We start from the raw sequence: 26,085 nt of genomic DNA, 5'->3' as shown, positions 1-26,085 counted from the left end.
CTGCTCTTCGTTGAAAGAAAAACTATTCGCTGAGCGAAATCCTAGCGGAGCTGCGGATGCCACGTCCAGTCGATGCGGCGCCTCCTGGTGCCGGGTTCGTGCACACGTTCCTGCCTGGGCGGGTGGTGTTCGGTGCCGGCACCCTTGCCCAGGTCGCGGCCGAGGTCGAGGCGCTCGGCGTACGGCGGGCGCTCGTGGTGGCGACGAACTCCGCGCGCGCCGCGGCCGACGTGGTCGAGGCGCAACTGGGCGACCTGTTCGCGGGCCGGATCGACGGTGTGGCCCAGCACGTCCCCACCGAGGTCGCCGACCAGGCGCGCACCACAGCACGCGAGACCGACGCTGACGCGGTGATTGCCATCGGTGGCGGCTCCGCGATCGGCCTCGCCAAAGCCATCGCCCTGACGGCCGGCGGGGCGGTTGTTGCGGTGCCGACTACCTACGCCGGGTCGGAGATGACGCCGGTCTGGGGTGAGACGACGGCGGGCCGTAAGAGCACTGGGACTGACCTGCGGGTCCTGCCTCAGGTGGTGGTTTATGACCCGATGTTGAGCCGCGGGTTGCCGTTGAAGGTGACGGCGGCGAGTGTGGCGAACGCGATCGCGCATTGCGTGGAGGCGGTCTGGACACCGAAGGCCGATCCGATCACGGAGCTGACCGCGGTGGAAGGGCTGCGCGCGTTGAGCACCGGATTGCGGGACGTGCTACTCGCACCCGACGATTTAGATGCTCGAAGCAACCTCCTGTACGGCGCCTGCTTGGCGGGCTCGGCGTTGGCGACGGCTGGAACCGGACTGCATCACAAGCTGTGCCATCTGCTGGGCGGCACCTACAACCTGCCGCACGCCGAGACCCACGCCGCAGTTCTTCCACAGGTGGTGCGCGCGAACGCCGCCGCCGTTCCACAAGCAACAGCACGCCTCGCGGCCGCGCTAGGCACGGAGGAGCCGAGCGGCTTGGCGGCTCAGCTGTTCGACCTGTATCAGGCCGCTGGCGTGGCGACGAGCTTGCGGGACTTGGGACTGACCGAGGCGCAGGTCGCGGAAGCCGCCGCGGCGTTCAAGCCGACGGACAATCCCGTCCCCGTGACAGAGGACCTGGTGCGGGAGATCTTGACCCGCGCCTGGTCCGGTACGCGACCTTGATGAGCGAGGAGACCGGATGGACCTGCAAGGAGATGATCTGACCGCCGCCGTGGTGGCCAGCTTCGGCGACAGCCCCAGCGGCCGGTACCGAGAGGTGATGAGCGCCCTCGTGCGGCACCTGCACGCGTTCGCGCGGGAGGTCGATCTCACCGAGGACGAGTACTTCACCGCGATCGACTTCCTGACCCGGACCGGTCAGATCTCGACCGGCACGCGACAGGAGTTCGTGCTGCTGGCCGACGTACTCGGGCTGTCGATGCTGACGGTCGGTCTGGGGAACCAGAAGCCGCCCGAGGCCACACAGTCCACGGTGTTCGGGCCGTTCTTCGTCGAAGGATCTCCTGAGGTGCAGCTCGGCGGCGACATCTCGAACGGCGCCCCTGGACAGCCGTGCCTGGTGAGCGGGCGTGTCCTCACCACCAAGGGCGATCCGATCCCGCAGGCGCTTGTCGAGACTTGGCAGGCCGACGAGGACGGGTTCTACGACGTACAGAAGGACCTCGACGGTCCGCAGAATCGCGCCCACCTGACAACCGATGCTGAGGGCAACTACCGGTTCTGGGCGGTCAAGCCGGTCGCCTATCCGATCCCCGACGACGGCCCGGTCGGCGAACTGCTCCGTGCGGGCGGTCGCGGCCCGATGCGCCCGGCGCACATCCACTTCATGGTCACGGCGCCCGGGTTCAGCCGCCTGATCACGCACGTCTTCGCGGCAGGCGACGAGTACCTCGACACCGATGCGGTGTTCGGCGTCAAGCAGTCGCTCATCGCCAACTTCACCGAACACCCGGCCGGCACCGAGGCCCCCGACGGCAGTACGCCGGAGCAGCCTTACTACACCGTCGACTACGACCTGGTGCTCGCCACGACCGAGGAGACCCAGCAGTGATCACCACGGACGTTCTGATCGTCGGCAGTGGCCCGGCCGGCGGTGCCGCCTCCCTGTTCCTGTCCACGTACGGCGTCGACAACATCGTCCTCACCCGGTACGGCTGGACCGCCAACACGCCCCGTGCGCACATCACGAATCAGCGCACGATCGAGTTGATGCGTGACGTAGGTATCGAGGACCAGGTCGTCGACAAGGGCACCGCCCACGACCTGATGGGTCAGACCGCCTTCTGCACCAGCCTGGCCGGCGAGGAGATCGGCCGGATCCGCACCTGGGGCACGCATCCACGCCGCCTGGCCGACTACACCGAGGCGAGCCCGTGCCTGCCCATGGATCTCCCGCAGACGCTGTTCGAGCCGATCCTGGTCAGTACGGCGGCCGGCCGCGGCGCGCGGCTGCGCTTCAACACCGAGTACGAAAGCCTGGAGCAAGACGACGACGGCGTCACCGCGACGGTACGGGACCGGTTGAGCGGCACGACGTACCAGATCCGCGCCAAGTACCTGATCGGCGCGGACGGCGGGCGGAGCAAGGTTGCCCAGGACATCGATCTTCCGATGGCCGGTGCGATGGACATTGAAGGGTCGATGAACATCGTGTTCGAGGCCGACCTGAGCCGGTACGTCGCGCATCGCCCGAGCGTCCTGTACTGGGTGCTGCAGCCCGGCGCGCAGATCGGCGGGATCGGCGCGGGCCTCGTCCGCATGGTCCGCCCGTGGAACGAGTGGCTGATCGTCTGGGGCTACGACATCAACCAGCCGGCCCCGGTGGTCGACGAGGCGATGGCGACCGAGATCGTGCACAACCTGGTCGGCGACGACACGATCGACGTGAAGCTGAAGAGTACCTCGGTGTGGAGCGTCAACCACATGTACGCCGAGAAGATCAGCCGCGATCGCGTTTTCTGCATGGGTGACGCGATCCACCGGCATCCGCCGAGCAACGGCCTCGGCTCGAACACGTCGATCCAGGACGCGTACAACCTGGCCTGGAAACTCGCCCTGGTCCTCAAGGGTCAGGCCGCGCCCGAGCTGCTGCGGAGCTACGACGCCGAACGCGCACCGATCGCGCGACAGATCGTTGACCGCGCCAACAAGAGCCGCAACCAGTTCGGACAGATCTTCCGGGCGCTCGGGATGACACCGGACGCGCCCGCCGGACGGACGATCGAGTCGCGTAAGGACGACACCCCGGAGGGCGCCGCGCAGCGCGAGGAGCTGCGGAAGGCGATCGAACTGAAGGACTACGAGTTCAACGCACACGGTGTCGAGCTCGGGCAGCGTTACCGCTCGTCCGCCGTGGTCGGCGACGGTACGCCGGAGCCGCCGTACGAGCGGGATCACGAGCTGTACTACCACCCGACGACGTGGCCCGGCGCCCGGATCCCGCACTGCTGGCTGACGCGCGGATCGGACACCGTGAGCACGCTGGACGTGGTCGGGAAGGGCCAGTTCACCCTGCTCACCGGCATCGGCGGCGACGCCTGGGTGAAGGCGGCGCAATCCGTGTCCGAGCAGCTCGGCGTACCGATCGAGCCGTTCGTGATCGGGCCGGGTCGCGAGCTGGACGACCTGTACGGCGACTGGGCGCGGGTGCGCGAGATCCCGGACGAGGGCTGTCTGCTCGTCCGGCCCGACGCGCATATCGCCTACCGCGCGTTCGACCAGCCCGACGATCCCACGGAAACGCTCCGGCGGGCGGTCGGTGCGGTGTTAGGCCGCTGAGGAGGCGGCGGCCTCGCGGAGGATGCGGTCGAGGATCGCCGAGATCTCCGCGGTCTCGGCGTCCAGCAAGGTGATCAGCGCGACCCTCGAGGTCTCCGACCGCGCTTCCAGAGCCGCCGCGCTCAACGCGCGCACGGTGCCCAACTCGTGTATCAGTTCGTCCCACAGAGTGTTCATCAGCAAACCCCCATGTGTCCCGTCACCAAGCCCAGCGCGACGAGAAGCCTCACTTCTGTCTTACCGAGCACAACGGGCGCAAGCGGCGGAAGGTTACGGACTTGTCAACAATTCCCAGCTGTGGGCGGGGACAGGCGGAGTGTCCTCGAGCGGGAAGCGCTGCTCCTGGCCGGAGATGTTCAGCAGCAGAAGGACCGACTCCTCGCCATGACTGCTGCGCAGCGCGAGCGACTCGTTGGTGAGGTGCTCGACGGTCGTCCGCGCCCGGGTCAGCCACGGGTGGCGACGCCGTACGCCGATGAGCTCCTGGTGCAGCCGGTACGTCGGTCGGCCGTACGGCGCCAGCTCGTCGGGCGACGCGGGGAACGCCGGCCGGATCGCGTCGTCCCCGCCGGCGCGATCCTCCTTGAGACCGCGGAACGCCTGCTCATCGCCCGAGTAGACGCTCGGTACGCCGGCGACGGTGAAGAGGATCGCCATCGCGTGGCCGAGGTGGCGCTCGTCCTCGAGCCGGGTCGCGAGGCGGGTGACGTCGTGGTTGCCGACCAACGTCTGCGGGACGAACGTGTCGAGCAGCGCGTTGTGCCGGCCGAGCGCGTACGAGAGCTCGTAGAAGTTGCGATCGTTGAGCGAACTCCAGATCGCCTTCCAGAGCTCGTACTGCGTGACGGAATCGAGCCCGCTCTTCGCGACGTACCCGGCGTAGTCCCCGTGGATCATCTCGCCGAAGTACCAGGTGTCGCGGTCCCGCGGCAGCGCGTCACGCCAGAACTCCGGCGGTACGGCGTACGCCACGTCCAGGCGCCACGCGTCGACACCGCGGTCGATCCAGAACCGTACGACGTCACCGACGTACTGCGCGACCTCGGGGTTGCTGTGGTCGAGGGCAACCAGTTGTTCGTGTCCCTCGAAGGTGTCGAGGCCACCGCGGCGGAACCAGTCCGGGCGGGCGAAGGAGCGCGCGACATGGTTGAAGACACCGTCCAGGGCGACCCGGAGGCCCCGAGCGTGCGCCTGCGCGATCAGCCGGTCGAAGTCGGCGTCGTCACCGAGGCGCGGGTCGATCCGAAAGTGGTCGACGGTGTCGTAGCCGTGCGTCTCGGAGGCGAACACAGGCCCGAGCAGCAGCCCGTTGCACCCCAGGTCGATCGCGTAGTCGAGCCAGCTCTCCAGATGCCGCAGACGATGAGCGACCGTCGGCGCGGCCGCGGTGAACCCAAGCGGATAAACCTGCCACCAGATCGCGTGATCAGGCCACATGTCGCCTCCTCAGAACCAGAGTAGAAAGGATCGCGATCAGGCAGCCGATCGCGGTGTCGATCAACCGGTACCCGATCGTCGAAGCAACCGGTGCCGCGAGCACAGCCGCCGCGATCCCGACCGCAGCCAGCACTTTGAGCACCGGCCAACCACGAAAGCGGTCTGCGAATGGTTGGTGGGGGCACAAAGTTGACGGCCATGGCGCCTAGGGCGGCGAAAGCGGTGCTCGGGCAGTTGCAGCGGCGTGGAGCGTTGACGGCGAGCGAGATCGCGGCGGCCGAGCGGGTGCAGCCGCAGTCGTTGACGCGGGTGCTGGCGAGCCTCGAGGAACAGCAGCTGATCTCGCGGCAGCAGGACCCGAACGACCGGCGCCGGCACACGATCGAGCTGACCGATCGTGGGCGGCGACTGCTCCAGGAACACATGCAGAGCTCGGATGACTGGCTGGCCGAAGCGATCGATCAGCGCCTCAATCCGACCGAGCGCGCAGTACTTCAGCTGGCGGCCGGGATCCTGGATCAGCTGCTCGACGGCTGATCGAAGGTGTGGCGGCGGATCCAGGCGTGCATGGCGATTGCGGCTGCGGCGCTGGCGTTGATGGAGCGGGTTGAGCCGAATTGGGCGATGGAGAGGACGGCTGTGCAGATCTGATGTGCGTCGTCGGTGAGTCCGGGGCCTTCCTGGCCGAAGAGCAGGATGCACTCACGTGGCAGGTCGTAGGTCTCCAGCGGCACTGAGCCCGGCAGGTTGTCGATGCCGATCACGGGCAGCCCGTCGGCGGCGGCGTACGACGCAAGATCGGACAGTTCCGGATGGTGGCGGACGTGCTGGTAGCGGTCGGTGACCATCGCGCCGCGGCGGTTCCACTTCCGGTTGCCGACGATGTGCACCTCGGAGGCGAGGAACGCGTTCGCCGTCCGGACGACCGAGCCGATGTTGAGATCGTGCTGCCAGTTCTCGATCGCGACGTGGAACGGGTTCCGCTGCCGGTCCAGGTCCTCGACGATCGCCTCGAGCTTCCAGTATCGGTACCGATCCACGACATTGCGCCGGTCTCCGGCCGCGAGCAGCTCCGGATCCAGCCGCGGATCGTCCGGCCAGTCGCCCTCCCAGGGGCCGACTCCGACCTCGCTCGGGCCCACCATGTCCGCTCCCCGTACGTCGCTGCTCAGCTCATGCACAGGTTGGGACGCTACCCTGTCCGCGTGCTTCCTCTTGTCGCGATGCTGATGCCCAACTGGATGGACCCTGAGTACCTCCTGCACTGGATGGGGAACTGGGCCCTCTGGGGCACGCTCCTGGTGGTGTTCATCGAGTGCGGGGTGCTGTTCCCGATCCTGCCCGGTGACTCGCTGCTGTTCGCCGTCGGCCTGTTCATCGCGCAGGGCACCATCGACGTACCGCTCTGGCTGGCCTGTGTGCTGCTGACCGTCGCCGCGTTCCTCGGCAACGTCTCCGGCTACTACATCGGCCGGGCCCTGGGTACGTCGTTGTTCCGCAATCCGAACGCCCGGTTCCTGAAACCGAAGTACATCGAGCAAACGCATGAGTTCTTCGAGCGGTACGGTCCGCGCGCACTGGTGATGGCGCGTTTCGTGCCGATCGTCCGGACGTTCATCACGATCGTGGCCGGCGCCGGGAAGATGGACCCGAAGAAGTTCTTCGTCTGGACCGGGGTCGGCGCGGTGATCTGGGCGCCGGGCATCACGCTGCTCGGCCACGCGCTCGGCAACGTCGAGTTCATCCACAAGAACCTCGAGGCCGCGCTGATCCTGCTGGTGCTGATCTCGCTGATCCCGATGGTCGTCGAGTACGTCCTGGCCCGGCGCCGCAACCGCAACAACAACGCCGGCGACGCCCCGAAGCACGCCGCTCCGAAGCACCCGGTCAGCAACGGTCAGTGACCGAACGGAAAGTGCGGTTCGGACCAGACCCAGTCGGTGCTGAGGAGCGACAGCTCGGCGGCCTCGACGGGTCCGGTCGGTACCGGGCCGACCACCTGACCGGAGCCGAGTGAACAGGCCACCCGGATCCGGTCTGCCGCCTGGTACCAGACCAGCGCCCCCCGTGGCGCCGCCCCTTCACGGAGCAGGGCGTGGTGGTCGAGCCACCGAACCGCGTCGGCCGCGTCGTGCCAGCCGCTGTCGTGCGCATAACCGAAAGCCATCCGCTGGAACTTCAGCGGCCAGTCCAGCCAGGCCGCCGAACCGACGCGCTCCAACTGCCAGTTGAGCGCCGCCTCGGTGTCCCGCGGGTTTGCCACCCGCGGGACGTTCCGGCGATCCACGACTACGTCCCCCCAGGCCATAGGTCCTCCCCGATCCCCCGTCCTCGGCCTACGTGCCGTGGCATGGTCAGAATGGTGCCGGAGCCGAATACACCGGCCGTACATTCGCAGGCTCAGCCGGCCGCGGCTCCTGCTTCGAACCCGGCGAGCATCCGGCGGCACTCGGCCGCGGCCCCGTCATTCCCGGCCTGCTGCCACACGCGGGCAGCGCGTTCGAGGGTACGGCGGGCGTTGTCCAGGCTGCCTGTGGACAGGTAGAGCTCGCCGAGGTGCTGTGCCGCCTCGCCCTCGACGCTGCGATCGCCGAGCCGGTGCCCGATGTCGATCGCGTCCAGCAGGATCTTGCGCGCCGCCGCCACCTCGCCGCGCTCCATCAGCGCCTGCCCGAGCAGCGCACGGGTGTACGCCGCACAGTGGTCGTCGCCCATCCCGTCGAAGATCGCGAGCGCCTTCCGCAGCTGCCGGACGGCCTCGTCGTGCCGTCCTTGGTGGACGCGAAGGTCCGCGATCCGCCGCCGGACCTTCGCTTCCCGGTGGGCGTCGGCCCGCCGTACGGCGATCAGGAACGCCTGGGCGAGGAGACGCCGGGCGGTGACCAGGTCGCCGCGGGCCAGGTAGATGTTCGCGGCCGCGGTCCGCGCCAGGGCCTCGGCGTTGGCGTTTCCGTCCTCGACGAACGCCTCGATCGCCTTCTCGTACTGCTCCAGGCCCTGGTCGCGCTCGCCGCGCTCCCGCAGCCAGGTACCGAGCCCGACGGCAGCGACACCTTCACCGAGCCGGTCGCCAACCTCCGCGAACGCCTGCGCGGCCGCGTCGAAGTGCCGGCGCGCGGTCTCCCAGTCGTCCTGGTAGACGGCGAGCTGGCCGAGGTTCCGGTGCATGATCGCCTCGCCGCGCCGGTCCCCGCAGGCGATCGCGCTGAGCAGTCCCTGCTGGTGCGAGCCGTTCCAGTCGTCGAACCCGGCCCGCAGGTCGAGGTACGGCCCCCAGGCCGCGGCGATCCGCCACGCGTGCTCGTGCAGCCCGTTCTGCGCCGCGGCGCGGATGGCCGGCACGAACGTACTGCGCTCGCTGTCGAACCACGCGATCGCGTCGGTCTCGGTGAACGGCGACGGGTCCGGCCCCGTCACCGGGCCGGTGTGCTCCAGTACGCCGAAGTACTCGAACGACAGCCCGTTGTTGGCGCGTCGGATCTTGTTCAGGATCGCGTCGACCACGGCCTCGACGTCGCGGACCGCCTGCGCCTTCTGCTCGTCGTCGCCGACGCCGAGCGCGTGCAGCCGTAGCAGGTCGTGGACGCGGTAGCGCGCCGTACCGCGCTGGTCGACCGAGCTGATCCGCACCAGGTTGACCTCGATCAGCCGGTCCAGACTGCGTCGTACGGCGGCCGGCGACGCGACTGCCTCGAGCGCCCGCGCGGAGAAGACACCCACCGCGAAGTGACCGATCAGCCGGTACAGCCGGGCCTCCTCGGGGCTCAGCGCACCGTAGCTGAGATCCGCGCTGGACCGTACGGCGAGCTCGCCGATGCTCAGCTCGTCCAGCCGCGACGTCTCGTCCCGCAACCGCCGCGCCAGCTCACGGGCACTCAGATCGGGCCGCTGCGCGAGGCGGCTGCCGACGATCCGGATCGCGAGCGGCAGGTTCGCGCAGGCCGCCAGGATCTCCTCGGCCTCGGGTGACGACGGGTCGATCCGGCCGGCGCCGGCGACCGACGCCAGCAGGAGGGCCGCTTCGCGGTCGTCGAACGTGTCGAGCGGCGTACTGTCCGCACCCGCCAGGTCCATCAACCGGTTGCGACTTGTCACAACCACGGCCGAAGCGCCGGTGCCGGGCATCAGCGGAGTCACCTGGCCCGCGGTCGCGACGTCGTCGAGGATGATCAGCACGCGGCGGCTGGCCAGCTCCGAGCGCAGCATCGCGGACCGCCGCTCCGGGTCGGTCGGGATCGCGTAGTCGGGCAGGTTCAGGCTGAGCAGCAGATCGGTCAGCGCCGCGGCCGGGTCGCGCGGGTGCGTCGCGCCGTGCATGTCCAGGTAGATCTGCCCGTCCGGGAAGTACTCCCGGACGACGTGCCCGAGCCGAACGGCCAGCGAGGTCTTCCCCGTCCCCGGAGCACCGGAGATGACAGCGATCGGGGGCCGAACCGGGTCGCGGCCGCAGACCAGGTCGCGGAGCTGGTCCAGGAGATCCTGCCGGCCGCTGAAGTCGGCCAGGTCGAGCGGGAGCTGGCTCGGGGGCCGCAGCGGATCGGTGAGCTCGGGCGCGGCCATCGGTCCGGGTTGGGCGGCCGGCCCCGGGCGGTCCGCCGTACGGTCGGCGGGAATGCCTGGGTTGGGCCAGTTCGCCGAGCGGCCGTTCTCGGCGCGGGCGCCGGCGGCCTCCAGTTCCGGACCGGGCTTGATGTCCAGTTCGTCGGCGAGCGTCTGCACTGCCTTCGCGTACGCCGCTCGCGCCTCACCCACTCGCCCCGCGGCAACGAGCGCGTCGACGAGGCGCCGCCAGAGCTGCTCGTCGTACGGGTCCTCGGTGAGACGCGCACTGAGCAGTACGGCGGCCCCGCTCGCGTCGCCGTACTCGAGCCGCAGGTCCAGCAGGTTGTCGACCAGCCCGCGGTGCTGCGCCTCCAGGCGGGCGATCGAGCCCTCCCAGGCCGCGGGCATCGGCAGGTCCTCGAGCGGACGGCCGCGCCAGAGCGAGTACGCCCGGGACAGCACCTGCATCGCCTGCCGGCCGTCGCCGACGTCCCGCAGGTGACCGCCTTCGGCCAGCAGGGACTCGAACCGGCTGGCGTCGAGCTCGTCGACGCCTACCTCGATGCTGTAGCCGGCGGCCGAGGTGTCGATCGGCGCGGGCAGTCCGGCGTCCTCCAGCACGCCGCGGAGCGCGCGGACGTACGTCCGGATGTTCGCGGTCGCGGACCGCGGCGGGGTGTTCTCCCAGAGCGCGTCAACGATCAGATCGGTCGAGACGAACCGGTTCGGGTGCAGGAGCAGCGTGGCCAGCAACTGGCGCGGTTTGGCGGCCTTGAGCAGCTGCCCCTGGACGTGCATGAGGCGCAGGGGTCCGAGGATCCCGTACCTCAGGTTGTCCACTCGTCCGACCTCTCCACTCTTGAACCGACCTATCGTGGCACTCGGCTGTACCGGCCGGGAAGCCCGATGTACGCCGGATGTATCTCAGTCCGGCACTGTTGACACAGGTACCGGGGGGAGGGCAGGCCCGGAGGTGGCGACTTGACCGCCGTCACACCGGGCCTGGCACTGGGAGAGAGTCCGGGATCGGGGGTCCTGGACTACGGGGAACCGGTGCCTACTGGCCACCGGTGAATGGCGGCTGTCCGTCCTGTGGCGCGGGGGAACCCGCAGGCGGCCCGCCCACCGGTGGCTCTCCCTGGTACCCCTGAGCCGGGTACTGCCCCGGCTGACCCTGGTACGGCGGCTGCTGCGCCTGCTGGTAGCCACCCGGGATCTGCTGCTGCGGCGGATAGTTGCCCTGGTCCCCCGGCATCTGCGGATGGATCTGCCCCGACGACGGCGCACCCGGCTGCATCTGCGGCGGCGCCTGCTCCCCGGCGACCGAGCCGATGGTGCCGAACGACACCTGCGGCACCGCGCGGACCTGCTCGTCCTTGACCTCGAAATAGCCGGCCTTCTCGAACTTGAAGCCGCCCGCGATCAGGTTCGACGGGAACGCCTCGATCCGGGTGTTGTAGTCGCCGACGTTCGCGTTGTAGAACCGGCGGCCGGCCGCGATCCGGTCCTCCGTGTCGGTCAGCTCGCGCTGCAGACCGAGGAAGTTCTGGTTCGACTGCAGCTGCGGGTACTGCTCGACCGAGATCATCATCTGACGCAGCGCGCCGGACAGCTGACCCTCCGCAGCGGCCCGCTGCTCCGGGTTCGAGCCCTGCACGTTCACCGCCTGGGTACGCAGCCGGGCGACCTCCTCGAACACGTGCCGCTCGTGCGCGGCGTACGCGCGCACGGTCTCGACCAGGTTCGGGATCAGGTCGTACCGGCGGTGCAGCTCGACGTCGATCTGCCGCCACGACTCCTGGATCAGGTTCCGTTGCTTGACGAACCGGTTGTACGACGTGATCAGCATGATCGCCAGAATGACGATCACCGCGACGATCACGATGATGACCCAAACCATGACGAGCTCCCGAGAGTTGGCAGTGCTGGGAGCGACTCTACGGGTAGCCGGGTCCGCCCGGAGGCGGCTGCTGACCGCGGGGGTCGACGCCGGCGTAGTCGCGCCAGACGTACCCCGGGACGTTCAGAACGACCTGTTCGAGCAGCCCGAGGCGGTTCAGCACCTCGTTCGGGTTGTGCGCGCCCTTGTCCCAGCCGACCAGCGAATTCCCCTCGACCCGCCAGCCGATCTCGCCGCGGGTGAGCAGCATCTCCATCATCCGCGGCGTCACCACCGCGTGCCCGAAGCGTTCGTCGTCGGCCTTGACCCGGAACGCGCGGTTGAACTGCTCGCTCTCGAACTGGATGTCCCGGAAGCCGAGAGCGTTGGCCACCGCTCCGCCGAAGATCCCCTCGTGCGTCACCTCGAGGTGCGGCAGCGCGCCCGGCAGCTGCAGTACGACGACACCGAAGTTGTGGGTGGTCGTCCGCCGCTGGCCTTTCCCGTTCGTGGTGTGGGTCTGGTAGCTGTAGTCGAAGGCAACCATCGGGTGACCGTTGAACGGACCCGACAGGACGTTCTTGACCCGCCGGTTGTCGCCGGTGCGGAACGGCGTACCGGCCCATTGACCGGCGAGGGAGTTGTTGGCCGGCACGTACGACCAGCCGTACTGGGCGGCGAGAGCGGCGAACATCTCGCGGCGCTTCTTCGCCCGGTAGATGTTGAAATAGGCCAGACCGCCGCCGATGACCAGCGCCAGCAGGATGAACAGGACTGTGCTGCTCTGCATCAGCTGAGCCCCAGGTCCTCGAGACCGAACACGGACCGGTATTCCAGGCCCTCCGCCTCCACGCGCTCCTGCGCTCCGGTCGACCGGTCCACGATCACCGCGACCGCGACCACCTCGGCGCCCGCCTCGCGGAGCGCCTCGACCGCGGTCAGCACCGATCCACCGGTCGTCGACGTGTCCTCGACCGCGAGGACCCGGCGGCCCTTCACGTCCGGCCCCTCGATCCGCCGCTGCAGACCGTGCGTCTTCTCGGCCTTCCGTACGACGAACGCGTCGAGCGTCCGCCCCTCCTGGGCCGCCGCGTGCAGCATCGACATCGCGACCGGGTCCGCGCCGAGCGTGAGCCCGCCGACAGCGTCGTACTCCAGGTCCTTGGTCAGCTCGAGCATCGCCGGGCCGATCAGCGGCGCTGCGGCCGCGTCGAGCGTGATCCGGCGCAGGTCGACGTAGTAGTCGGCTTCCTTACCCGAAGCCAGCGTCACCCGGCCGTGCACGATCGCCTTGCTCTTGACCTGCTCCAGCAGTCCGTCCCGGTCGTAGCTCATGAGCCTTGAGCTTAGATCACCTGTGGGCCGCGACGACCTTCACCAAGTGACCGAAGGCGACCGAGCGGTCCGGGGAGTGGAAGAGGTCCTGGCAAGTGGTCAGCGTGATGATCGAGCGGGTGGGTGTCTGGCTCTTGCCGGGGACCGGGTCGAGGACCCAGGTGTCGGTCGGCTTGACGGTCAGGTCGCGGGGTGAGCCGTCCAGCTCGTAGGTGTAGACGGCCTCCGCGGTCTCGACGATCACCTGGTCGCCGGCGCGCAGCTCGAGAAGCTTGCGGAACGGCGAGCCGTGCGTGACCCGGTGCCCGGCGATCGCGAAGTTCCCGGGCTGACCGGGCAGCTGCGTGTGCGGATAGTGCCCGATCCCACGGGCCAGATCATCCGCGTCGACACCCTCCACGACCGGCTTCTCCCAGTCCGCACCGAACTTCGGGATCCGGATCAGTACGAACGGCTTACCCGTCGACGGCTTCACCGCCGCGGGCGTCTTCCACTCGTCCCGGAGCGCACCCTCCGCCTTGTCCATCTGCCGGTTCGACACCAGACCGGTCCCGAAATACTGCCAACCAACCCATCCCAGTAACCCGGCACCAACCACGAGGAACACGATCCCGAGTCCCCTGACTACTCCCCGCATGCGGACAAGTATGCAGTTGGGCTGCAAAGGCTGTGTACGACGTGTCGATGGACGGGGGTGGTTGCCGCGGACGACGATGTGGGCATGAAGGCGCTCGTGAAGGCCGAGGCCCGGCCCGGTCTGTGGTTGCAGGATGTTCCAGAGCCGAAGATCGAGGCGGACGAGGTCCTGATCAAGGTGCTCCGCACCGGGTTGTGCGGCACCGATCTGCACATCCAGAGCTGGGACCACTGGGCGCAGAAGAACGTGCCGGTGCCGATGGTGACCGGGCACGAGTTCTGCGGTGAGGTGGTCGAGGTCGGTGTCGGCGTCCGGGACGTCGCGGTCGGCGACCTGGTCAGCGGCGAGGGACATCTGGTGTGCGGCCGCTGCCGCAACTGCCGGGCCGGGCGCCGCCACCTGTGCATCAAGACCCGCGGCCTCGGCGTCCACGTGCCGGGCGCGTTCGCGGAGTACGTCGCACTTCCGGCGATGAACGCGTGGGTCCACAAGGACGCGGTCGACCTCGACGTCGCAGCGATCTTCGACCCCTTCGGCAACGCCGTACACACTGCTCTTTCCTTCCCGCTCGTCGGCGAGGACGTGCTGATCACCGGAGCCGGCCCGATCGGTGTGATGGCCGCGGCGGTCGCACTGCACGCCGGTGCGCGGAACGTGGTGATCACCGACCTGTCGGAGTACCGCCTCGATCTGGCCCGGAAGATCGGCGTGACCCGTGCGGTGAACGTCGCCGACGAGACCATCGCGCAGGCCCAGCAGAGCCTCGGGATGCGTGAGGGCTTCGACGTCGGGATGGAGATGTCCGGGCAGCCGGCCGCGCTGCGGGAACTGCTCGCGAACATGACGCACGGCGGGAAGGTCGCGATGCTCGGCCTGCCGTCGGACGAGATCGCGATCGACTGGGGCACGGTGGTGCTCAACATGCTGACCATCAAGGGCATCTACGGCCGGGAGATGTTCGAGACCTGGTACTCGATGTCGGTGATGCTGGAGCGCGGCCTGGACCTGACCCCGGTGATCACCCACCGGTTCGGGTACGGCGACTTCGAGCGGGCCTTCGACGTGGCGCGCCAGGGGCAGTGCGGCAAGGTGATCATGGACTGGACGGCTGAGACGCTGGAGGAGAAGCACTGATGTTCGGGCGGATGCGGGACGACCTGACGACCACCATCGGCGAGATCCGGGACGCCGGGCTCTACAAGTCCGAGCGGGTGATCACCTCACCCCAGCAGTCGCTGATCTCGGTTGCCACCGGCAACGACGTGCTCAACTTCTGCGCCAACAACTACCTGGGCCTGTCCGACCACCCCGAGGTCGTCGCGGCGGCCAAGGAAGCGCTCGACCGATGGGGCTTCGGGCTGTCCTCGGTGCGCTTCATCTGCGGCACCCAGCAGATCCACAAGGACCTGGAAGGGGCCCTGAGCAACTTCCTCGGGACCGAGGACACGATCCTCTACAGCTCCTGTTTCGACGCGAACGGCGGACTCTTCGAGACGCTGCTCGGCGCCGACGACGCGATCATCTCCGACGAGCTGAACCACGCCAGCATCATCGACGGCGTCCGGCTCTCGAAGGCCCGCCGGTACCGCTACAAGAACCGGGACATGGCCGACCTCGAGGCGCAGCTGAAGGACGCCGCCGACGCGCGGTACCGGCTGATCGCCACCGACGGCGTGTTCTCGATGGACGGGTACGTCGCCCCGCTCGACGAGATCTGCGACCTGGCCGAGCGGTACGACGCGCTGGTGATGGTCGACGACTCGCACGCGGTCGGTTTCGTCGGACCCGACGGCGCCGGCACCCCGTCGCTGTTCGGCGTGAAGGACCGCGTCGACATCGTCACCGGCACGCTCGGCAAGGCCCTCGGCGGAGCATCCGGCGGCTACGTCTCCGCCCGCCGCGAGATCGTCGAGCTGCTCCGGCAGCGTTCCCGCCCGTACCTGTTCTCGAACTCGCTGGCGCCGTCGGTGACCGCCGCCTCGCTGAAGGCGCTGGAGCTGATCGGCACGTCGAGCGACCTGCGCGACAAGCTCGCCGCGAACACCGCACTCTTCCGCACCAAGATGACCGAGGCCGGTTTCGACGTACTCCCCGGCGACCACCCCATCTCCCCCGTGATGATCGGCGACGCCGCCGAGGCCGGCCGTCTGGCGGACAAGCTGCTCGACCTCGGCATCTACGTCATCGGCTTCTCGTACCCCGTCGTACCGCAGGGCAAGGCCCGCATCCGCGTCCAGCTCTCCGCAGCCCACTCCACCGAGGACGTCGAACGCGCCATCGCGGCGTTCATCGAGGCCCGCGCGGCCCTGGCGGGGTAGCCCGCTAGGGTTGTCCGGTTCGCACTGGGTGAGGAGCTTTATGCGCCAGATGCTGGCCGTTGTCGGAGTACTGGGTTTGGTGTGTGTTGCCGGGTGTGGGGCGGACGAGGGCCCGGCGGTCACGGCGCCGTCGCCTGCGTCGTCGAGTGCGCCGCCGGTGACTCCGTCGGAGCCGGCCGGGGCGTACGCGCCGCCGTCGCCGGTGCGGAGTGTTCCGGTCGTGCGAGCGACGCCGGCGTTGACGCTGGCCGCTGCCGGGCAGAAGTACCTGGCGATCACCCGGCCGTACAACGTCGCGCTCGAGAGCTTCGAGAAGGCGGCGAACGAGAACATGTCGCTGTCGACCTTGCAGAACCGAGCCAAGGCGGTCGCCGCGATGAACCTGGCCGAGTACACCGCGCTGAGATCAACGGTCTGGCCCGCCAAGGTCTCGACCCAGATGCGCGCCTTGGCCAAGGCAGACGCAGCCTCACGCCCACACTGGCTCCAAGTCGCCGCCAGCGACAGCAAAACAGAGATGGCCGACCACCTCGAATTCGCCATGACTGCAGGCAGCAAGGCTCCCTCCGCCCAGGTCCGCCAGCTCCTCGGCCTCCCGAAGTACGACGAGAAGGACTACAGCTGACGGTACCGTCGCGGTACCGCTGTGGTACCGTGACGGCATGGCGATGAACCTGCGGCTCCCTTCCGAAGTGGCGACAGCCCTTCAGGCGGAGGCTGCGCGCACTGGGCTGTCCCAGCAGGAGATCGTGCGCGACGCGCTCGGCCGGCATCTGCATCTGATCGACCACGAAGCCATGGAGTCTCTGATCACCGAGCGCGACCGCGCGCGCGCCGCTGGTGCCGTGCAGCCCGCGCGGGTCGGTTATCGCAAGGTGCGGCCGCGGCTTCGACTGCCGAAGGGAACCACCAGCCTCGACCTGCTCGGTCGGGACGACCGCTTCTGATGCGGGTCTACTTCGACAGCAGCGCGCTGATCAAGCGAGTCGTCGCCGAGGAGGAATCCGACGACCTGGTGGACTTCCTCGACGCACGCTACGAGCAGGGTGATGTGCTCGCATCCTCCTCGCTCGCGTGGGTCGAGGTCTCGCGGGTCGTCCTCGCGCGAGTGCGGACGCCTGCCGACGCCGGTGAGCTGATCGACGGCGCGATGTCCGGTATCGACGAACGCCAACTGACGACCGAGGTCATCAGCGTCGCCCGACGGATCGAGCCGCTCATCCTGCGCAGCCCCGACGCGCTGCATCTCGCTACGGCGGTGCTGATCGACGCCGACCTCGTTGTCACGTACGACGAACGCCTCGCAGACGCGTGCCGCCGCAACGCACTCGCCGTCGCCTCGCCGGGGCGGGACTGACATTTGTCGGTGCCGGCGGGCAGGATGCCTGCATGGTGGTGATGAGTGCGAAGGCGGTCAACCGGGCGACGTTGGCGCGGCAGGTGCTGCTGGGTAGGGAAGCGGTGCCGGCGGTTGACGTGGTCGGTCGGCTGGTCGGGATGCAGGGGCAGGAGGCCAAGCATCCGTACGTCGGGTTGTGGTCGCGGATCGACGGGTTCGCGGAGTCCGAGCTGGATGAGGCGGTCCGGAAGCACGACGTCGTACGGGGCACCCTGTTTCGGGGGACGCTGCATCTGGTGACTGCAGCGGACTACCTGCGGTTCCGGGTGACTGTGGCGCCGGTGCTCGAGGCAGGGCTGAAAGTGCTGGGTGAACGCGGCGCGGGGCTGGAGCCCGAGAAGGTGGTGGCCGCGGCGAAGAAGCTGCTGGCCAAGGAGCCGTTGACGTTCACCGAAGTGCGCGACGCATTGCAGCAGCAGTTCCCGGAGGTGAACGAGCGGGCGCTCGGGTTCTGCACGCGGATGCTGGTGCCATTAGTGGTGTACCCAACAGACGTCCGCTGGTCCTGGACCGCGAACTCCAGGTTCACCCCGGCCGAGGAGTGGATCGGGAAGAAGCTCCACCAGCGGTCGGCGACGAAGGAGCTGGTCACCCGCTACCTGCAGGCGTTCGGCCCCGCGACGCCGGGGGACTTCCAGACCTGGTCCGGTTTGCAGAAGGCCAAACCGTTGTTCGACGAGCTTGAGCTCGAGACGTTCACGGACGAGGCCGGCAAGACGCTGTACGACGTACCCGACGCGCCTCGCCCCGATGCGGACACGCCGGCGCCGGTGCGCTTCCTGCCGGAGTTCGACAACGTGCTGCTGTCGCACGCGAAACGGGAGCGGATCATCGCGGACGAGCACAAGCCGGCCGTGTTCACGAAGAACCTCCGGGTCAAGGCGACGTACACCGTCGACGGCCTGGTCGCCGGACTGTGGACAGCCGAGAAGAAGCGTGGTGTGGCCACTCTCACGCTCACTCCGTTCGGTAAGACGCTGAAGAAGACGCAGGCGGAGCTGGAGCGTGAAGGCGACGGGCTGCTCCGGTTCCTGGAGCCCGATGCCAAGTCCTACGAGTTGGTTACTTCCGGTTAATGAGGTTGTTGTCACACGTCAGAGGACTGGGCCAGAAACCCTTTGCCGGGTGGAATAGGTAGATGAGCACAGTCCCCTCCATCACTCTGGACAACGGCGTCGAGATCCCGCAGCTGGGCCTGGGGGTCTGGCAGGTCGACGACGCGATCGTGACCGATGTCGTGGCGTCGGCGTTCGAGACCGGCTACCGGCACATCGACACCGCGGCGATCTACGGCAACGAGACCGGCGTCGGCAAGGCGATCGCGGCGTCCGGCCTCCCGCGTGACGACCTGTTCATCACCACCAAGCTGTGGAACTCCGAGCAGGGGTACGACAGCACGCTGAAGGCGTTCGACACCAGCCTGGAAAAGCTCGGCCTCGAGTACGTCGATCTGTACCTGATCCACTGGCAGTCGCTGCAGCGGGACCTGTACGTCGACACCTGGAAGGCGTTCGAGCAGCTGTACGCCGACAAGCGGGTGCGCGCGATCGGCGTCTCGAACTTCCACGAGCCCGCGCTGCGGCGGATCTTCGAGGAGACCACGATCCGCCCGGCGGTGAACCAGATCGAGCTGCACCCGGCGCTGCCGCAGGACGAGCTGCGCGCGTTCAACGCCGAGAACGACATCGTCACCGAGGCGTGGAGCCCGCTGGCCTCCGGCGAACTGCTGGCGAACCCGGCGCTCGCGACGATCGGCGCGAAGTACGGCAAGTCGGCGGCCCAGGTGATGATCCGCTGGCACCTGCAGCTCGGCAACGTGGTGATCCCGAAGACCGTCACGCCGAGCCGGATCCAGGAGAACTTCGAGGTCTTCGACTTCCGCCTGGACAACGACGACATGGCCGCGATCGCAGACCTGGAGACCGGCGTCCGCACCGGCGGCGACCCGGACGTGTTCGGCTAGATCAGCTCGAGGAAGCGGGACAGGACGGGCGAGCGGTTGTCCGGGGACCAGGCTACGGAGAGTGGCCACGGTGGTAGGTCGTCGGACAACTCGCGGTAGACGACCGTGTCGGGGTTGGACGGCGGTGTCGGGCTGATCAGCAGTGAGATCCCGAGGCCGGCCGCAACCAGCGACACGATCGTCTGGACGTCGGCGGCCTCCTGCTCGATCCGCGGCGTGAACCCGACGGCCCGGCAGTACCCGACGATCGTGTCGTGCACCGCCGGCCCGCTCGGCCGCGAGTAGAACACGAATGGCTCCTCTGCGAGCTCCTCCAGCCGCAGCCGTTTCCGCCGCGCCAGCCGATGCCGGGCCGGCAGCACAGCCACCAACGAGTCCTCGGCAACCACCCGCGACGTCAGCTTGGGCGCGAGCTGTACGACGGAACTCGCACCGCCCGGCGTGCTGGGCCGAAGCAGCCCGACGTCGATCCGCCCGTCGCACAGCGCCTCCGTCTGCCGGAGCGTCGTCCACGACTCCAGGTCCAGCACGACCTCGGGATACGACTGCCGGAACGCACCGAGCAATCGCGGCAGCGCGTCGAACGTTGCCGACTGCACGAACCGCAGCCGCAACGTCCCCAGCTCACCGCGCTGCGTCCGTTGCGCCGTACGGACCGCCTCGTCGGATCGCCGCAGCAGGTCCTGCGCGTCGGCGAGGAACGTGGCGCCCGCTGCCGTCAGCACGAAGCGACGCTTCACGCGGGCGAACAACTCGACGCCCAGATCGTGTTCGAGTGCCGCGATCTGACGACTGAGTGACGGCTGGGTGAGGTGCAGCCGGATGGCCGCACGCCCGACGTTCATCTCCTCGGCGACCACCACGAACGACCTGAGCTGGCGCAGTTCCATACCGACATCATGCACCAGTCACATCAACTCCGCGCAGAACTTTCATTGGACGTATCAACACCTTGATTTCTACGCTCGATTGCATGCAATACATCCCGTTTTCGATGATCAAGTCGATTCACGAACAGACCCACTCCGCGATGCCGCACGCCCCGATGCGTCCCTTCGTCCCGAAACGCCACCCGATCCGCGACGCCGTACGCCGGTGGCGCGCGTACCGTACGCCGGCTCCGACTGCCGTGGAACTGAAACTGATCCCGGGCGACCTGTGCCAAGCTGAGCCTCGTGATCGAGGTACGACGCCTGCGGGTGTTGCGCGCGCTTGCTGACCACGGGACTGTGACCGCGGCCGCCGAGGTGCTGCATCTGACGCCCTCGGCGGTCTCGCAGCAACTGGCCGCGCTGGAGTCCGAGGTCGGCCAGGAACTGCTCGAACGCCGCGGCCGCCGGGTCGCGATCACCTCGGCCGGCCGCCTGCTCCTGGCCCACGCCGACACCATCCTCGCCGAGGTCGAACGCGCCGAGGACGCGATGCGGCTGCACGCGAACGGCGCGAACGGCGAGGTCCGCGTCGTCGCCTTCGCGACCGCGATCACCCTGCTGGTCGCACCAGCGCTGACCAGGCTCCGCGAGACCAGTCCCGGCCTCGCCCTCGTCGTCCGCGACGCCGAGGGCCACCAGGGCATTACGCATCTGCTCGACGGCGACGCCGACCTCGCGATCGCCGTCGAGCACCGCGGATCCCCGCGGCACGACGACCAGCGACTGGCCCGGATCCCGTTGTACGCCGAGCCGTTCGTCGCCGTCCTACCACCGACGCACCCGGCCGCGGACCGCGATTCGATCGAGCTGGGGCTGCTCGCGGACGACGACTGGGTGATGACCGCACCCGGCAACCCGATCCGCGACGTCGTACTGCTCGCCTGTGAGCAGGCCGGTTTCCAGCCGCGGATCGTCCACCAGTCCGACGACTTCCGTGCGGTCGCGGCGCTCGTCGCGGCGGGCGGCGGCGTCTCGCTCGTCCCGCGTCTCGCCGTACCCGAGCCGACGCTCGCCCTGATCCGCCCGCTGGCGGACCCCGCGCCAACCCGCCGCGTGTACGCCGCGGTCCGCAACAGCCGCGCCGATCACCCCCTGATCACCGCAACCCTCGCGGTCCTCACCGAGGTCGCAGAGAAGTTGTAGTCAGGACTTTCGACGAGCCCCCGCAGCCGACCACGCGGGACGGCGGCCGTCCAGCCCCACGGTCGATACGCGCGCGATGAGCGCCCGGGGCGTGAAGCGGGCGGCGAGCATGAGCAGCTTGTAGCGGCGGCTCGGGATCGAGACCGCCTTGCCGCGCAGCAGGTCCTTCCAGGCCGCGGCGACCAGGTCGTCCGCGTCCAGCCACATGAACGACGGGATGAGCGTCTTGTCCATCCCCATCCGCTCGTGGAACTCGGTGTGCACGAACCCCGGGCACAACGCCATCACCGCGACCCCCTGCGCGTGCAGCCCGGTCGCCAGCCCGGCGGAGAAGCTCGTCACCCAGGCCTTGTGCGCGCTGTAGATGTTGCGCTGCAGGAACCCGGCCACCGAGGACACGTTGATCACCGCACCCGAGCCGCGCTCGATCATCGGAAGCACGGCGGCATGGGTCAGCCGCAGGACGACGCGCACCAGCAGGTCGAGCTGCTTCTCCTCGACCTCGACCGGGTTCTCCCAGAACGGCTTCTTCTGCCCGAAGCCGGCGTTGTTCACCAGCAGCTCGATCGGCCCGGTCCGGAACCGCTCCTCGACCCGCGCCAGATCGGCCGCGTCGGTCAGGTCGGCGGCCAGCACCTCGCACTCGACACCGTGCAGCCGGGAGATATCGGCGGCGACCTCTTTGAGGCGCGCCTCGTCCCGCGACACCAGCACGAGGTCGTACCCCTCGAGCGCGAGCTTGTCCGCGAACGCCCGGCCGATCCCAGTCGCCGGCCCGGTGACGAGCGCAGTCGGCATCGTGCAGTCCTCCCGTAGATGACGCACCCAGTGTGTCACTTACCCTGGTCGGGTGCTGGCGGACATCGACACCTGGGTGCTGGACCTCGACAACACCTTGTACCCCGCGGACTCCGCACTGGCCGGCCAGCTCACCCACGGCATCCTGTCGACGATCGCCGAGCACTACGGCACCGACCTCACCGGGGCCCGTCGCATCCAGTCCGACCTCGTCGCCGAGTACGGCACCTCGCTGCGCGGCGCGATGGTGACCGGAACGATCGACCCGCACGAGTTCCTCGGCTTCGAGCAGCGGATCGACTACTCGACGATCGGTCCCGATCCGGTGCTGGCGGACGTACTCCGCGGACTGCCCGGGCGGCGGTACGTCTACACGAACGGCTCGGCGTACCACGCGGAGCAGGTGCTCGGGCGGCTCGGACTGATCGAATGCATCGACGGCGTCTTCGACATCCTCGCCGCGGACCTGATCCCGAAGCCGTACGACGAGAGCCTCGACGCGTTCCTGGCGTCGTTCGGCATCGACCCGGTGCGGGCCGCGATGTTCGACGATCTCGAGGTGAACCTGACCGGGCCCCACGAGCGCGGGATGACGACGGTCTGGGTGACCGGCGGGACGCCGTACGAGCAGCTCGCGGCCCGGCGCTGGCGGGCGGCCGACCTGCCGAGCTTCCTCCGAGCAAACGTCTGATGAATCGCCGCCATGATCTCGATGGGCAGGCTGAGCATGGACAGATGTGACCAGAAGTGGTCTGAGGACTTACGCTTCGGGAGGAGGTGAGGGGATGGCTGCTACGGACAAGGCGCTGGCCGGGTTGCGGCAGATGATCGCGTCCGGGGAGCTCGGGCCGGGGGCGAAGTTCCCGCCGGAGCCCGAGTTGTGCGACCACTTGGGCGTGTCCCGGAGCTCGCTGCGGGAGGCCGTGCGCTCGCTCGGCGCGCTCGGGGTGATCGAGTCCCGGCACGGCTCGGGCACGTACGTCTCCGCGCTCGACCCGGCCGCGATCATCGGCAGGTTCTCGTTGTCGGTCGAGCTGATCCCGCTCGAAGGGGTGCTCGAACTGCTGGAGGTACGCCGGGTGCTCGAGGCGCACGCCACCGCCGCCGCGGCCGCCCGCCAGGACCCGGAGCTCGCGGCGCGCCTGGGCGCGGTCCTCGACCAACTCGAGTCGACCACCGACGCGACCGAGATCCAGCACCTGGACGCCGAGTTCCACGGCCTGATCTGCGCGGCCGGCGGCAACCCGACCGTCACCGCGCTCACCGACGTGATCCGCGGCCGCGGCGGCCACTACCGGATCTTCGAGCCCGGCGCCGACTTCGACGCGATCAAGCGGACCAGCGACCGCGGCCACCGCGCGATCCTGGCCGCGATCACCACCCGCGACCCCGCAGCCGCGGCCACCGCCGCGTCCGCCCACATCGCCCAGACCGAACTCTGGCTCCGCGCCCTCCGGCCCGACCCGCAACCGGCGCTGCCGTGAGCTGGACCCTTCGCCCGGCGACTCTCGCCGACCTCGAGCACCTCGCGGAACTCCGCGCGGTGGTCATGCGCCCCGACCTGGAACGCCTGGGGCGGTACGACGCGCAGCGCGTCCGCCAGCGTCTGCGCGATGCGTTCGCCCCGGAGCACACCCAGATCATCGAGGTCGACGGCGAGCCGGCGGGCTCGGTCAGCATGCGACCGGCCGAGGACGGCCGGTGGCTCGAGCACTTCTATCTGGATCCGCGTCACCAGGGCCGGGGGCTCGGGACCGCGGTTCTGCGGAGTGTTCTGAAAGACGCGGATGCGGACAGCGCGACCGTTCGGCTGAACGTCCTGCAGGGCAGCCCAGCGCGCAAGCTGTACGAACGCCACGGCTTCGTGGTCGACGGCGAGGATCCGGTCGACGTCTTCATGGTTCGGAAATTTCTCTGAGCTGTCGAGATCTTGCGCACCGATCGTCGGGTGCATAACCTCCAGACACATTCGTCCGGGAGGGGATCCGCCAATGTCCCGTTCGCCCTTGATCGCGGTCGCCGTGACGACCGCGCTCCTCGCTGCCGTGCTCACGTCCCAACCAGCCGCCGCGGACCCCGCGCCGCGGATCACCAGGGCAGGGCTCGATCCCGCACTGGTGACCGGCCGCGGCGCCGACGTACCGTTCGTCGAGCAGGAGGCGGAGAACGCCGTCTTCACCGGCGAGCAGCTCGGTCCGGGGCGGGAGGCGTACACGCTCCCGGCCGAGGCGTCCGGGCGTACCGCTGTACGGCTGCAGCCCAAGCAGTACGTCGAATTCACGCTGACGCAGCCCGCGAACGCCTTCACGTTGCGGTACAGCATCCCGGACGCGCCGGCCGGCGGCGGGATCACCGCGCCGCTGGACGTGAGCGTCAACGGGAAGCACCGGCGGACGATGACGCTGACGTCGCAGTACGCCTGGCTGTACGGGATGTATCCGTTCTCCAACGACCCGAACGTCGACCCGATCCCGGGCTGGTGGAAGCCGGAGCCGGATCCGGTCGCGAAGCCGTTCCGGCCGAACCACTTCTACGACGAGCAGCGCGTGCTGCTCGACCGGACGTACCAGGCCGGCTCGCGGATCCGGTTCGCCGTACCTCGGACGACTGCCGCGGCGTGGACCGTGCTCGACGTCGCGGACTTCGAGCTGGTGAAGGCGCCGTTGAAGCAGCCGGTGAGGTCGTTGGACGTGCGGTTGTTCGGCGCCGACCCGACCGGTCGGCGCGATGCGGCGCCTGCGATCGAGCGGGCGATCGCAGCAGCTCAAAAGCTTGGCTGGTCGGTGTTCATCCCCGCGGGCACCTTCCAGGTGAACCGGCACATCGTCGTCGACCGGGTGACGATCCGCGGCGCCGGCAACTGGTGGACGATCATCAAGGGCAAGGTCCTTCCGCTCGCGGAGCCCGCGCCGGACAAGTCGGTGCACAGCGCGCCCGGCTTCTATGGCAAGTACACCGGCAGCACCAACGTCCACCTGTCCGACTTCGCGATCGAGAGCGATGTCCGCGAACGCATCGACACCGACCAGGTGAACGGGATCGGCGGCGCGATCGGCGGCGGCTCCACGATCGAGAACCTGTACCTGCACCACACCAAGGTCGGCATCTGGCTCGACGGCCCGATGGACGGTCTGCTGATCCGCAACAACGTCATCACCGATGCCATTGCCGACGGCATCAACCTGCACCTCGGCGTCTCGAACGTCCGGGCGACCAACAACTTCGTCCGCAACAGCGGCGACGACGGGCTCGCGATGTGGTCGGAGTCGAACGCCGACGGATTGGTCAACCACGACAACGTCTACGACCACAACACCGTCCAGACGCCCGTCCTCGCGAACAACATCGCGATCTACGGCGGCCGCGACAACGCGGTCACCGACAACCTGGTCGCCGACCCGATCCGCGAGGGCAGCACGTTGCACGCCGGCTCGCGGTTCAATGCGACACCGTTCGAGGGCACGCTGACGTTCGCCCGCAACACCACGGTCCGCGGCGGTCCGCGCGACCTCAACTGGAACATCGGCCTCGGGGCGATCTGGCTGTACGCGCTGCAGTCCACGATGTCCGCGACGATCGAGATCACCGACAGTTCGTTCCTGGACTCGACGTACAACGCGATGATGTTCGTCGTCGACTGGCCGGTGAAGGACGACTACGCGATCACCGGCGTGACCGTCCGCGACATCAAGGTCGACGGCACCGGGACGAACGTGGTGAACGCCCGGGTCGGCGGCTGGGCGACCTTCGAGAACGTCGACGCCCGCAACGTCGGGGCGCCGTTCGTCAACAACTGCGGCACGTTCCACTTCAACGGTCCGCCCGAGTTCGACGTACGGCTCCTCGGCGGGAACGACGGCGGCTGGACCGGCGCCACCTGGTGCGAGGACCGCCCCGCCGTCGTCCCGCCACCGCCGCCGTCTCCGTGGAACTGACGGTTC

The 26,085-nt window shown here is 68.7% G+C and carries 29 protein-coding genes; 17 read left to right on the top strand and 12 right to left on the bottom strand.

What is annotated here, in order from left to right:
• The first annotated feature begins 56 nt into the window (after positions 1 to 56).
• The 3 genes from E0H92_RS04075 to E0H92_RS04065 are packed head-to-tail and all read left to right on the top strand — an operon-like array spanning position 57 to position 3,761.
• A complete protein-coding gene (locus E0H92_RS04075) occupies positions 57 to 1,145 on the top strand; it encodes a maleylacetate reductase (protein WP_131495426.1) in 1,089 nt (362 codons plus the stop codon).
• A gap of 16 nt (positions 1,146 to 1,161) precedes the next feature.
• Positions 1,162 to 2,034, top strand: a complete 873-nt coding sequence (locus tag E0H92_RS04070) for an intradiol ring-cleavage dioxygenase (RefSeq protein WP_131495425.1) — start codon at positions 1,162 to 1,164, stop codon at positions 2,032 to 2,034.
• Complete coding sequence (locus tag E0H92_RS04065) at positions 2,031 to 3,761, top strand: FAD-dependent monooxygenase (RefSeq protein WP_131495424.1); 1,731 nt, start codon at positions 2,031 to 2,033, stop codon at positions 3,759 to 3,761. Before E0H92_RS04070 ends, E0H92_RS04065 begins: the two co-directional genes overlap by 4 nt.
• Here the strand turns inward: E0H92_RS04065 and E0H92_RS04060 are convergent.
• The 3 genes from E0H92_RS04060 to E0H92_RS44015 all read right to left on the bottom strand — a co-directional run bounded on the left by E0H92_RS04060 (position 3,750) and on the right by E0H92_RS44015 (position 5,340).
• The gene (locus E0H92_RS04060) at positions 3,750 to 3,938 is read right to left on the bottom strand and encodes a hypothetical protein (protein ID WP_131336007.1); all 189 of its coding nucleotides are present in this window, start codon (positions 3,936 to 3,938) and stop codon (positions 3,750 to 3,752) included. The genes E0H92_RS04065 and E0H92_RS04060 overlap by 12 nt on opposite strands.
• A gap of 93 nt (positions 3,939 to 4,031) precedes the next feature.
• The gene (locus E0H92_RS04055) at positions 4,032 to 5,198 is read right to left on the bottom strand and encodes an alpha-amylase family protein (protein WP_131495423.1); all 1,167 of its coding nucleotides are present in this window, start codon (positions 5,196 to 5,198) and stop codon (positions 4,032 to 4,034) included.
• Positions 5,188 to 5,340 (bottom strand): hypothetical protein, encoded by a 153-nt coding sequence (locus tag E0H92_RS44015; protein ID WP_165549686.1) that lies wholly within the window; start codon positions 5,338 to 5,340, stop codon positions 5,188 to 5,190. The genes E0H92_RS04055 and E0H92_RS44015 overlap by 11 nt, the downstream gene beginning before the upstream one ends.
• A gap of 56 nt (positions 5,341 to 5,396) precedes the next feature.
• On the opposite strand from E0H92_RS44015, the gene E0H92_RS04050 reads away from it, so the two are divergent.
• On the top strand, positions 5,397 to 5,735 hold the full coding sequence (locus E0H92_RS04050) for a MarR family winged helix-turn-helix transcriptional regulator (RefSeq protein ID WP_165549685.1): 339 nt from the start codon (positions 5,397 to 5,399) through the stop codon (positions 5,733 to 5,735).
• On the opposite strand, the gene E0H92_RS04045 is transcribed toward E0H92_RS04050, so the two are convergent.
• A complete protein-coding gene (locus E0H92_RS04045) occupies positions 5,717 to 6,343 on the bottom strand; it encodes a TrmH family RNA methyltransferase (RefSeq protein WP_131496436.1) in 627 nt (208 codons plus the stop codon). The genes E0H92_RS04050 and E0H92_RS04045 overlap by 19 nt on opposite strands.
• Positions 6,344 to 6,403: 60 nt before the next feature.
• Between E0H92_RS04045 and E0H92_RS04040 the strand changes: the two genes are divergently transcribed.
• Positions 6,404 to 7,102 carry a DedA family protein gene (locus E0H92_RS04040; RefSeq protein WP_238152978.1) on the top strand — a complete coding sequence of 233 codons (699 nt, stop codon included), beginning with the start codon at positions 6,404 to 6,406 and terminating at the stop codon, positions 7,100 to 7,102.
• On the opposite strand, the gene E0H92_RS04035 is transcribed toward E0H92_RS04040, so the two are convergent.
• The 6 genes from E0H92_RS04035 to E0H92_RS04010 form a co-directional block, all read right to left on the bottom strand.
• Entirely contained in the window at positions 7,096 to 7,506 is a 411-nt protein-coding gene (locus tag E0H92_RS04035) for a hypothetical protein (RefSeq protein ID WP_131495422.1), read from the bottom strand. The two genes, E0H92_RS04040 and E0H92_RS04035, sit on opposite strands and share 7 nt — an antisense overlap.
• A gap of 92 nt (positions 7,507 to 7,598) precedes the next feature.
• Positions 7,599 to 10,580 carry an AfsR/SARP family transcriptional regulator gene (locus E0H92_RS04030; RefSeq protein ID WP_131495421.1) on the bottom strand — a complete coding sequence of 994 codons (2,982 nt, stop codon included), beginning with the start codon at positions 10,578 to 10,580 and terminating at the stop codon, positions 7,599 to 7,601.
• A 217-nt stretch (positions 10,581 to 10,797) separates the two neighbouring features.
• The gene (locus tag E0H92_RS04025; protein WP_131464680.1) at positions 10,798 to 11,640 is read right to left on the bottom strand and encodes a LemA family protein; all 843 of its coding nucleotides are present in this window, start codon (positions 11,638 to 11,640) and stop codon (positions 10,798 to 10,800) included.
• 37 nt (positions 11,641 to 11,677) lie between these two features.
• Positions 11,678 to 12,409, bottom strand: a complete 732-nt coding sequence (locus E0H92_RS04020; protein WP_131464678.1) for a DUF3137 domain-containing protein — start codon at positions 12,407 to 12,409, stop codon at positions 11,678 to 11,680.
• Positions 12,409 to 12,954 (bottom strand): orotate phosphoribosyltransferase, encoded by a 546-nt coding sequence (pyrE, locus tag E0H92_RS04015; protein ID WP_131464676.1) that lies wholly within the window; start codon positions 12,952 to 12,954, stop codon positions 12,409 to 12,411. Before pyrE ends, E0H92_RS04020 begins: the two co-directional genes overlap by 1 nt.
• A 16-nt stretch (positions 12,955 to 12,970) precedes the next feature.
• Complete coding sequence (locus E0H92_RS04010; protein ID WP_165549684.1) at positions 12,971 to 13,591, bottom strand: class E sortase; 621 nt, start codon at positions 13,589 to 13,591, stop codon at positions 12,971 to 12,973.
• Between the two features lie 84 nt (positions 13,592 to 13,675).
• Here E0H92_RS04010 and tdh point away from each other — a divergent pair, with 84 nt between their 5' ends.
• From tdh to E0H92_RS03975, 7 genes are all read left to right on the top strand, one after another.
• Positions 13,676 to 14,725 (top strand): L-threonine 3-dehydrogenase, encoded by a 1,050-nt coding sequence (gene tdh, locus E0H92_RS04005; RefSeq protein WP_131464672.1) that lies wholly within the window; start codon positions 13,676 to 13,678, stop codon positions 14,723 to 14,725.
• The gene (locus E0H92_RS04000) at positions 14,725 to 15,909 is read left to right on the top strand and encodes a glycine C-acetyltransferase (protein ID WP_131464670.1); all 1,185 of its coding nucleotides are present in this window, start codon (positions 14,725 to 14,727) and stop codon (positions 15,907 to 15,909) included. The genes tdh and E0H92_RS04000 overlap by 1 nt, the downstream gene beginning before the upstream one ends.
• Before the next feature lie 40 nt (positions 15,910 to 15,949).
• Positions 15,950 to 16,534, top strand: coding sequence for a hypothetical protein (locus tag E0H92_RS03995; RefSeq protein WP_131495419.1), 585 nt, complete (start codon positions 15,950 to 15,952; stop codon positions 16,532 to 16,534).
• A gap of 37 nt (positions 16,535 to 16,571) precedes the next feature.
• Positions 16,572 to 16,856 (top strand): ribbon-helix-helix protein, CopG family, encoded by a 285-nt coding sequence (locus E0H92_RS03990; protein WP_131495418.1) that lies wholly within the window; start codon positions 16,572 to 16,574, stop codon positions 16,854 to 16,856.
• The gene (locus tag E0H92_RS03985) at positions 16,856 to 17,266 is read left to right on the top strand and encodes a type II toxin-antitoxin system VapC family toxin (RefSeq protein WP_131495417.1); all 411 of its coding nucleotides are present in this window, start codon (positions 16,856 to 16,858) and stop codon (positions 17,264 to 17,266) included. Before E0H92_RS03990 ends, E0H92_RS03985 begins: the two co-directional genes overlap by 1 nt.
• A 32-nt stretch (positions 17,267 to 17,298) precedes the next feature.
• Entirely contained in the window at positions 17,299 to 18,384 is a 1,086-nt protein-coding gene (locus E0H92_RS03980; RefSeq protein ID WP_131495416.1) for a winged helix DNA-binding domain-containing protein, read from the top strand.
• Positions 18,385 to 18,446: 62 nt separating this feature from the next.
• Positions 18,447 to 19,271 carry an aldo/keto reductase gene (locus E0H92_RS03975; protein ID WP_131495415.1) on the top strand — a complete coding sequence of 275 codons (825 nt, stop codon included), beginning with the start codon at positions 18,447 to 18,449 and terminating at the stop codon, positions 19,269 to 19,271.
• On the opposite strand, the gene E0H92_RS03970 is transcribed toward E0H92_RS03975, so the two are convergent.
• Positions 19,268 to 20,161, bottom strand: a complete 894-nt coding sequence (locus E0H92_RS03970) for a LysR family transcriptional regulator (RefSeq protein ID WP_131495414.1) — start codon at positions 20,159 to 20,161, stop codon at positions 19,268 to 19,270. The genes E0H92_RS03975 and E0H92_RS03970 overlap by 4 nt on opposite strands.
• 285 nt (positions 20,162 to 20,446) lie before the next feature.
• Between E0H92_RS03970 and E0H92_RS03965 the strand changes: the two genes are divergently transcribed.
• Positions 20,447 to 21,346 (top strand): LysR family transcriptional regulator, encoded by a 900-nt coding sequence (locus tag E0H92_RS03965; protein WP_131495413.1) that lies wholly within the window; start codon positions 20,447 to 20,449, stop codon positions 21,344 to 21,346.
• On the opposite strand, the gene E0H92_RS03960 is transcribed toward E0H92_RS03965, so the two are convergent.
• Positions 21,347 to 22,144, bottom strand: a complete 798-nt coding sequence (locus E0H92_RS03960; protein ID WP_131495412.1) for an SDR family NAD(P)-dependent oxidoreductase — start codon at positions 22,142 to 22,144, stop codon at positions 21,347 to 21,349.
• A 52-nt stretch (positions 22,145 to 22,196) separates the two neighbouring features.
• On the opposite strand from E0H92_RS03960, the gene E0H92_RS03955 reads away from it, so the two are divergent.
• From E0H92_RS03955 to E0H92_RS03940, 4 genes are all read left to right on the top strand, one after another.
• Positions 22,197 to 22,835, top strand: coding sequence for a pyrimidine 5'-nucleotidase (locus tag E0H92_RS03955; RefSeq protein ID WP_131495411.1), 639 nt, complete (start codon positions 22,197 to 22,199; stop codon positions 22,833 to 22,835).
• A 94-nt stretch (positions 22,836 to 22,929) separates the two neighbouring features.
• The gene (locus E0H92_RS03950) at positions 22,930 to 23,628 is read left to right on the top strand and encodes a FadR/GntR family transcriptional regulator (RefSeq protein WP_131495410.1); all 699 of its coding nucleotides are present in this window, start codon (positions 22,930 to 22,932) and stop codon (positions 23,626 to 23,628) included.
• The gene (locus E0H92_RS03945; protein WP_131464649.1) at positions 23,625 to 24,062 is read left to right on the top strand and encodes a GNAT family N-acetyltransferase; all 438 of its coding nucleotides are present in this window, start codon (positions 23,625 to 23,627) and stop codon (positions 24,060 to 24,062) included. The genes E0H92_RS03950 and E0H92_RS03945 overlap by 4 nt, the downstream gene beginning before the upstream one ends.
• Before the next feature lie 73 nt (positions 24,063 to 24,135).
• Complete coding sequence (locus E0H92_RS03940; protein WP_131495409.1) at positions 24,136 to 26,079, top strand: glycosyl hydrolase family 28-related protein; 1,944 nt, start codon at positions 24,136 to 24,138, stop codon at positions 26,077 to 26,079.
• The last annotated feature ends 6 nt before the right edge of the window (positions 26,080 to 26,085 follow it).

The organism is Kribbella speibonae, from assembly GCF_004331375.1.
In the GTDB taxonomy this organism is placed as follows: Bacteria; Actinomycetota; Actinomycetes; order Propionibacteriales; family Kribbellaceae; genus Kribbella; species Kribbella sindirgiensis.
The sequence above is the reverse complement of the archived record's forward strand: the minus strand, read 5'-3'. Positions and strand labels throughout refer to the sequence as shown.

Bases quoted from the DNA above. Each gene is read 5' to 3' on its own strand.
- E0H92_RS04075 (WP_131495426.1), top strand. From the start codon at position 57: ATGCCACGTCCAGTCGATGCGGCGCCTCCTGGTGCCGGGTTCGTGCAC.
- E0H92_RS04070 (WP_131495425.1), top strand. From the start codon at position 1,162: ATGGACCTGCAAGGAGATGATCTGACCGCCGCCGTGGTGGCCAGCTTC.
- E0H92_RS04060 (WP_131336007.1), bottom strand. From the start codon at position 3,938: ATGAACACTCTGTGGGACGAACTGATACACGAGTTGGGCACCGTGCGC.
- E0H92_RS04055 (WP_131495423.1), bottom strand. From the start codon at position 5,198: ATGTGGCCTGATCACGCGATCTGGTGGCAGGTTTATCCGCTTGGGTTC.
- E0H92_RS04050 (WP_165549685.1), top strand. From the start codon at position 5,397: ATGGCGCCTAGGGCGGCGAAAGCGGTGCTCGGGCAGTTGCAGCGGCGT.
- E0H92_RS04045 (WP_131496436.1), bottom strand. From the start codon at position 6,343: ATGGTGGGCCCGAGCGAGGTCGGAGTCGGCCCCTGGGAGGGCGACTGG.
- E0H92_RS04035 (WP_131495422.1), bottom strand. From the start codon at position 7,506: ATGGCCTGGGGGGACGTAGTCGTGGATCGCCGGAACGTCCCGCGGGTG.
- E0H92_RS04025 (WP_131464680.1), bottom strand. From the start codon at position 11,640: ATGGTTTGGGTCATCATCGTGATCGTCGCGGTGATCGTCATTCTGGCG.
- E0H92_RS04020 (WP_131464678.1), bottom strand. From the start codon at position 12,409: ATGCAGAGCAGCACAGTCCTGTTCATCCTGCTGGCGCTGGTCATCGGC.
- pyrE (WP_131464676.1), bottom strand. From the start codon at position 12,954: ATGAGCTACGACCGGGACGGACTGCTGGAGCAGGTCAAGAGCAAGGCG.
- E0H92_RS04010 (WP_165549684.1), bottom strand. From the start codon at position 13,591: ATGCGGGGAGTAGTCAGGGGACTCGGGATCGTGTTCCTCGTGGTTGGT.
- tdh (WP_131464672.1), top strand. From the start codon at position 13,676: ATGAAGGCGCTCGTGAAGGCCGAGGCCCGGCCCGGTCTGTGGTTGCAG.
- E0H92_RS04000 (WP_131464670.1), top strand. From the start codon at position 14,725: ATGTTCGGGCGGATGCGGGACGACCTGACGACCACCATCGGCGAGATC.
- E0H92_RS03995 (WP_131495419.1), top strand. From the start codon at position 15,950: ATGCGCCAGATGCTGGCCGTTGTCGGAGTACTGGGTTTGGTGTGTGTT.
- E0H92_RS03990 (WP_131495418.1), top strand. From the start codon at position 16,572: ATGGCGATGAACCTGCGGCTCCCTTCCGAAGTGGCGACAGCCCTTCAG.
- E0H92_RS03985 (WP_131495417.1), top strand. From the start codon at position 16,856: ATGCGGGTCTACTTCGACAGCAGCGCGCTGATCAAGCGAGTCGTCGCC.
- E0H92_RS03980 (WP_131495416.1), top strand. From the start codon at position 17,299: ATGGTGGTGATGAGTGCGAAGGCGGTCAACCGGGCGACGTTGGCGCGG.
- E0H92_RS03975 (WP_131495415.1), top strand. From the start codon at position 18,447: ATGAGCACAGTCCCCTCCATCACTCTGGACAACGGCGTCGAGATCCCG.
- E0H92_RS03970 (WP_131495414.1), bottom strand. From the start codon at position 20,161: ATGGAACTGCGCCAGCTCAGGTCGTTCGTGGTGGTCGCCGAGGAGATG.
- E0H92_RS03960 (WP_131495412.1), bottom strand. From the start codon at position 22,144: ATGCCGACTGCGCTCGTCACCGGGCCGGCGACTGGGATCGGCCGGGCG.
- E0H92_RS03950 (WP_131495410.1), top strand. From the start codon at position 22,930: ATGGCTGCTACGGACAAGGCGCTGGCCGGGTTGCGGCAGATGATCGCG.
- E0H92_RS03940 (WP_131495409.1), top strand. From the start codon at position 24,136: ATGTCCCGTTCGCCCTTGATCGCGGTCGCCGTGACGACCGCGCTCCTC.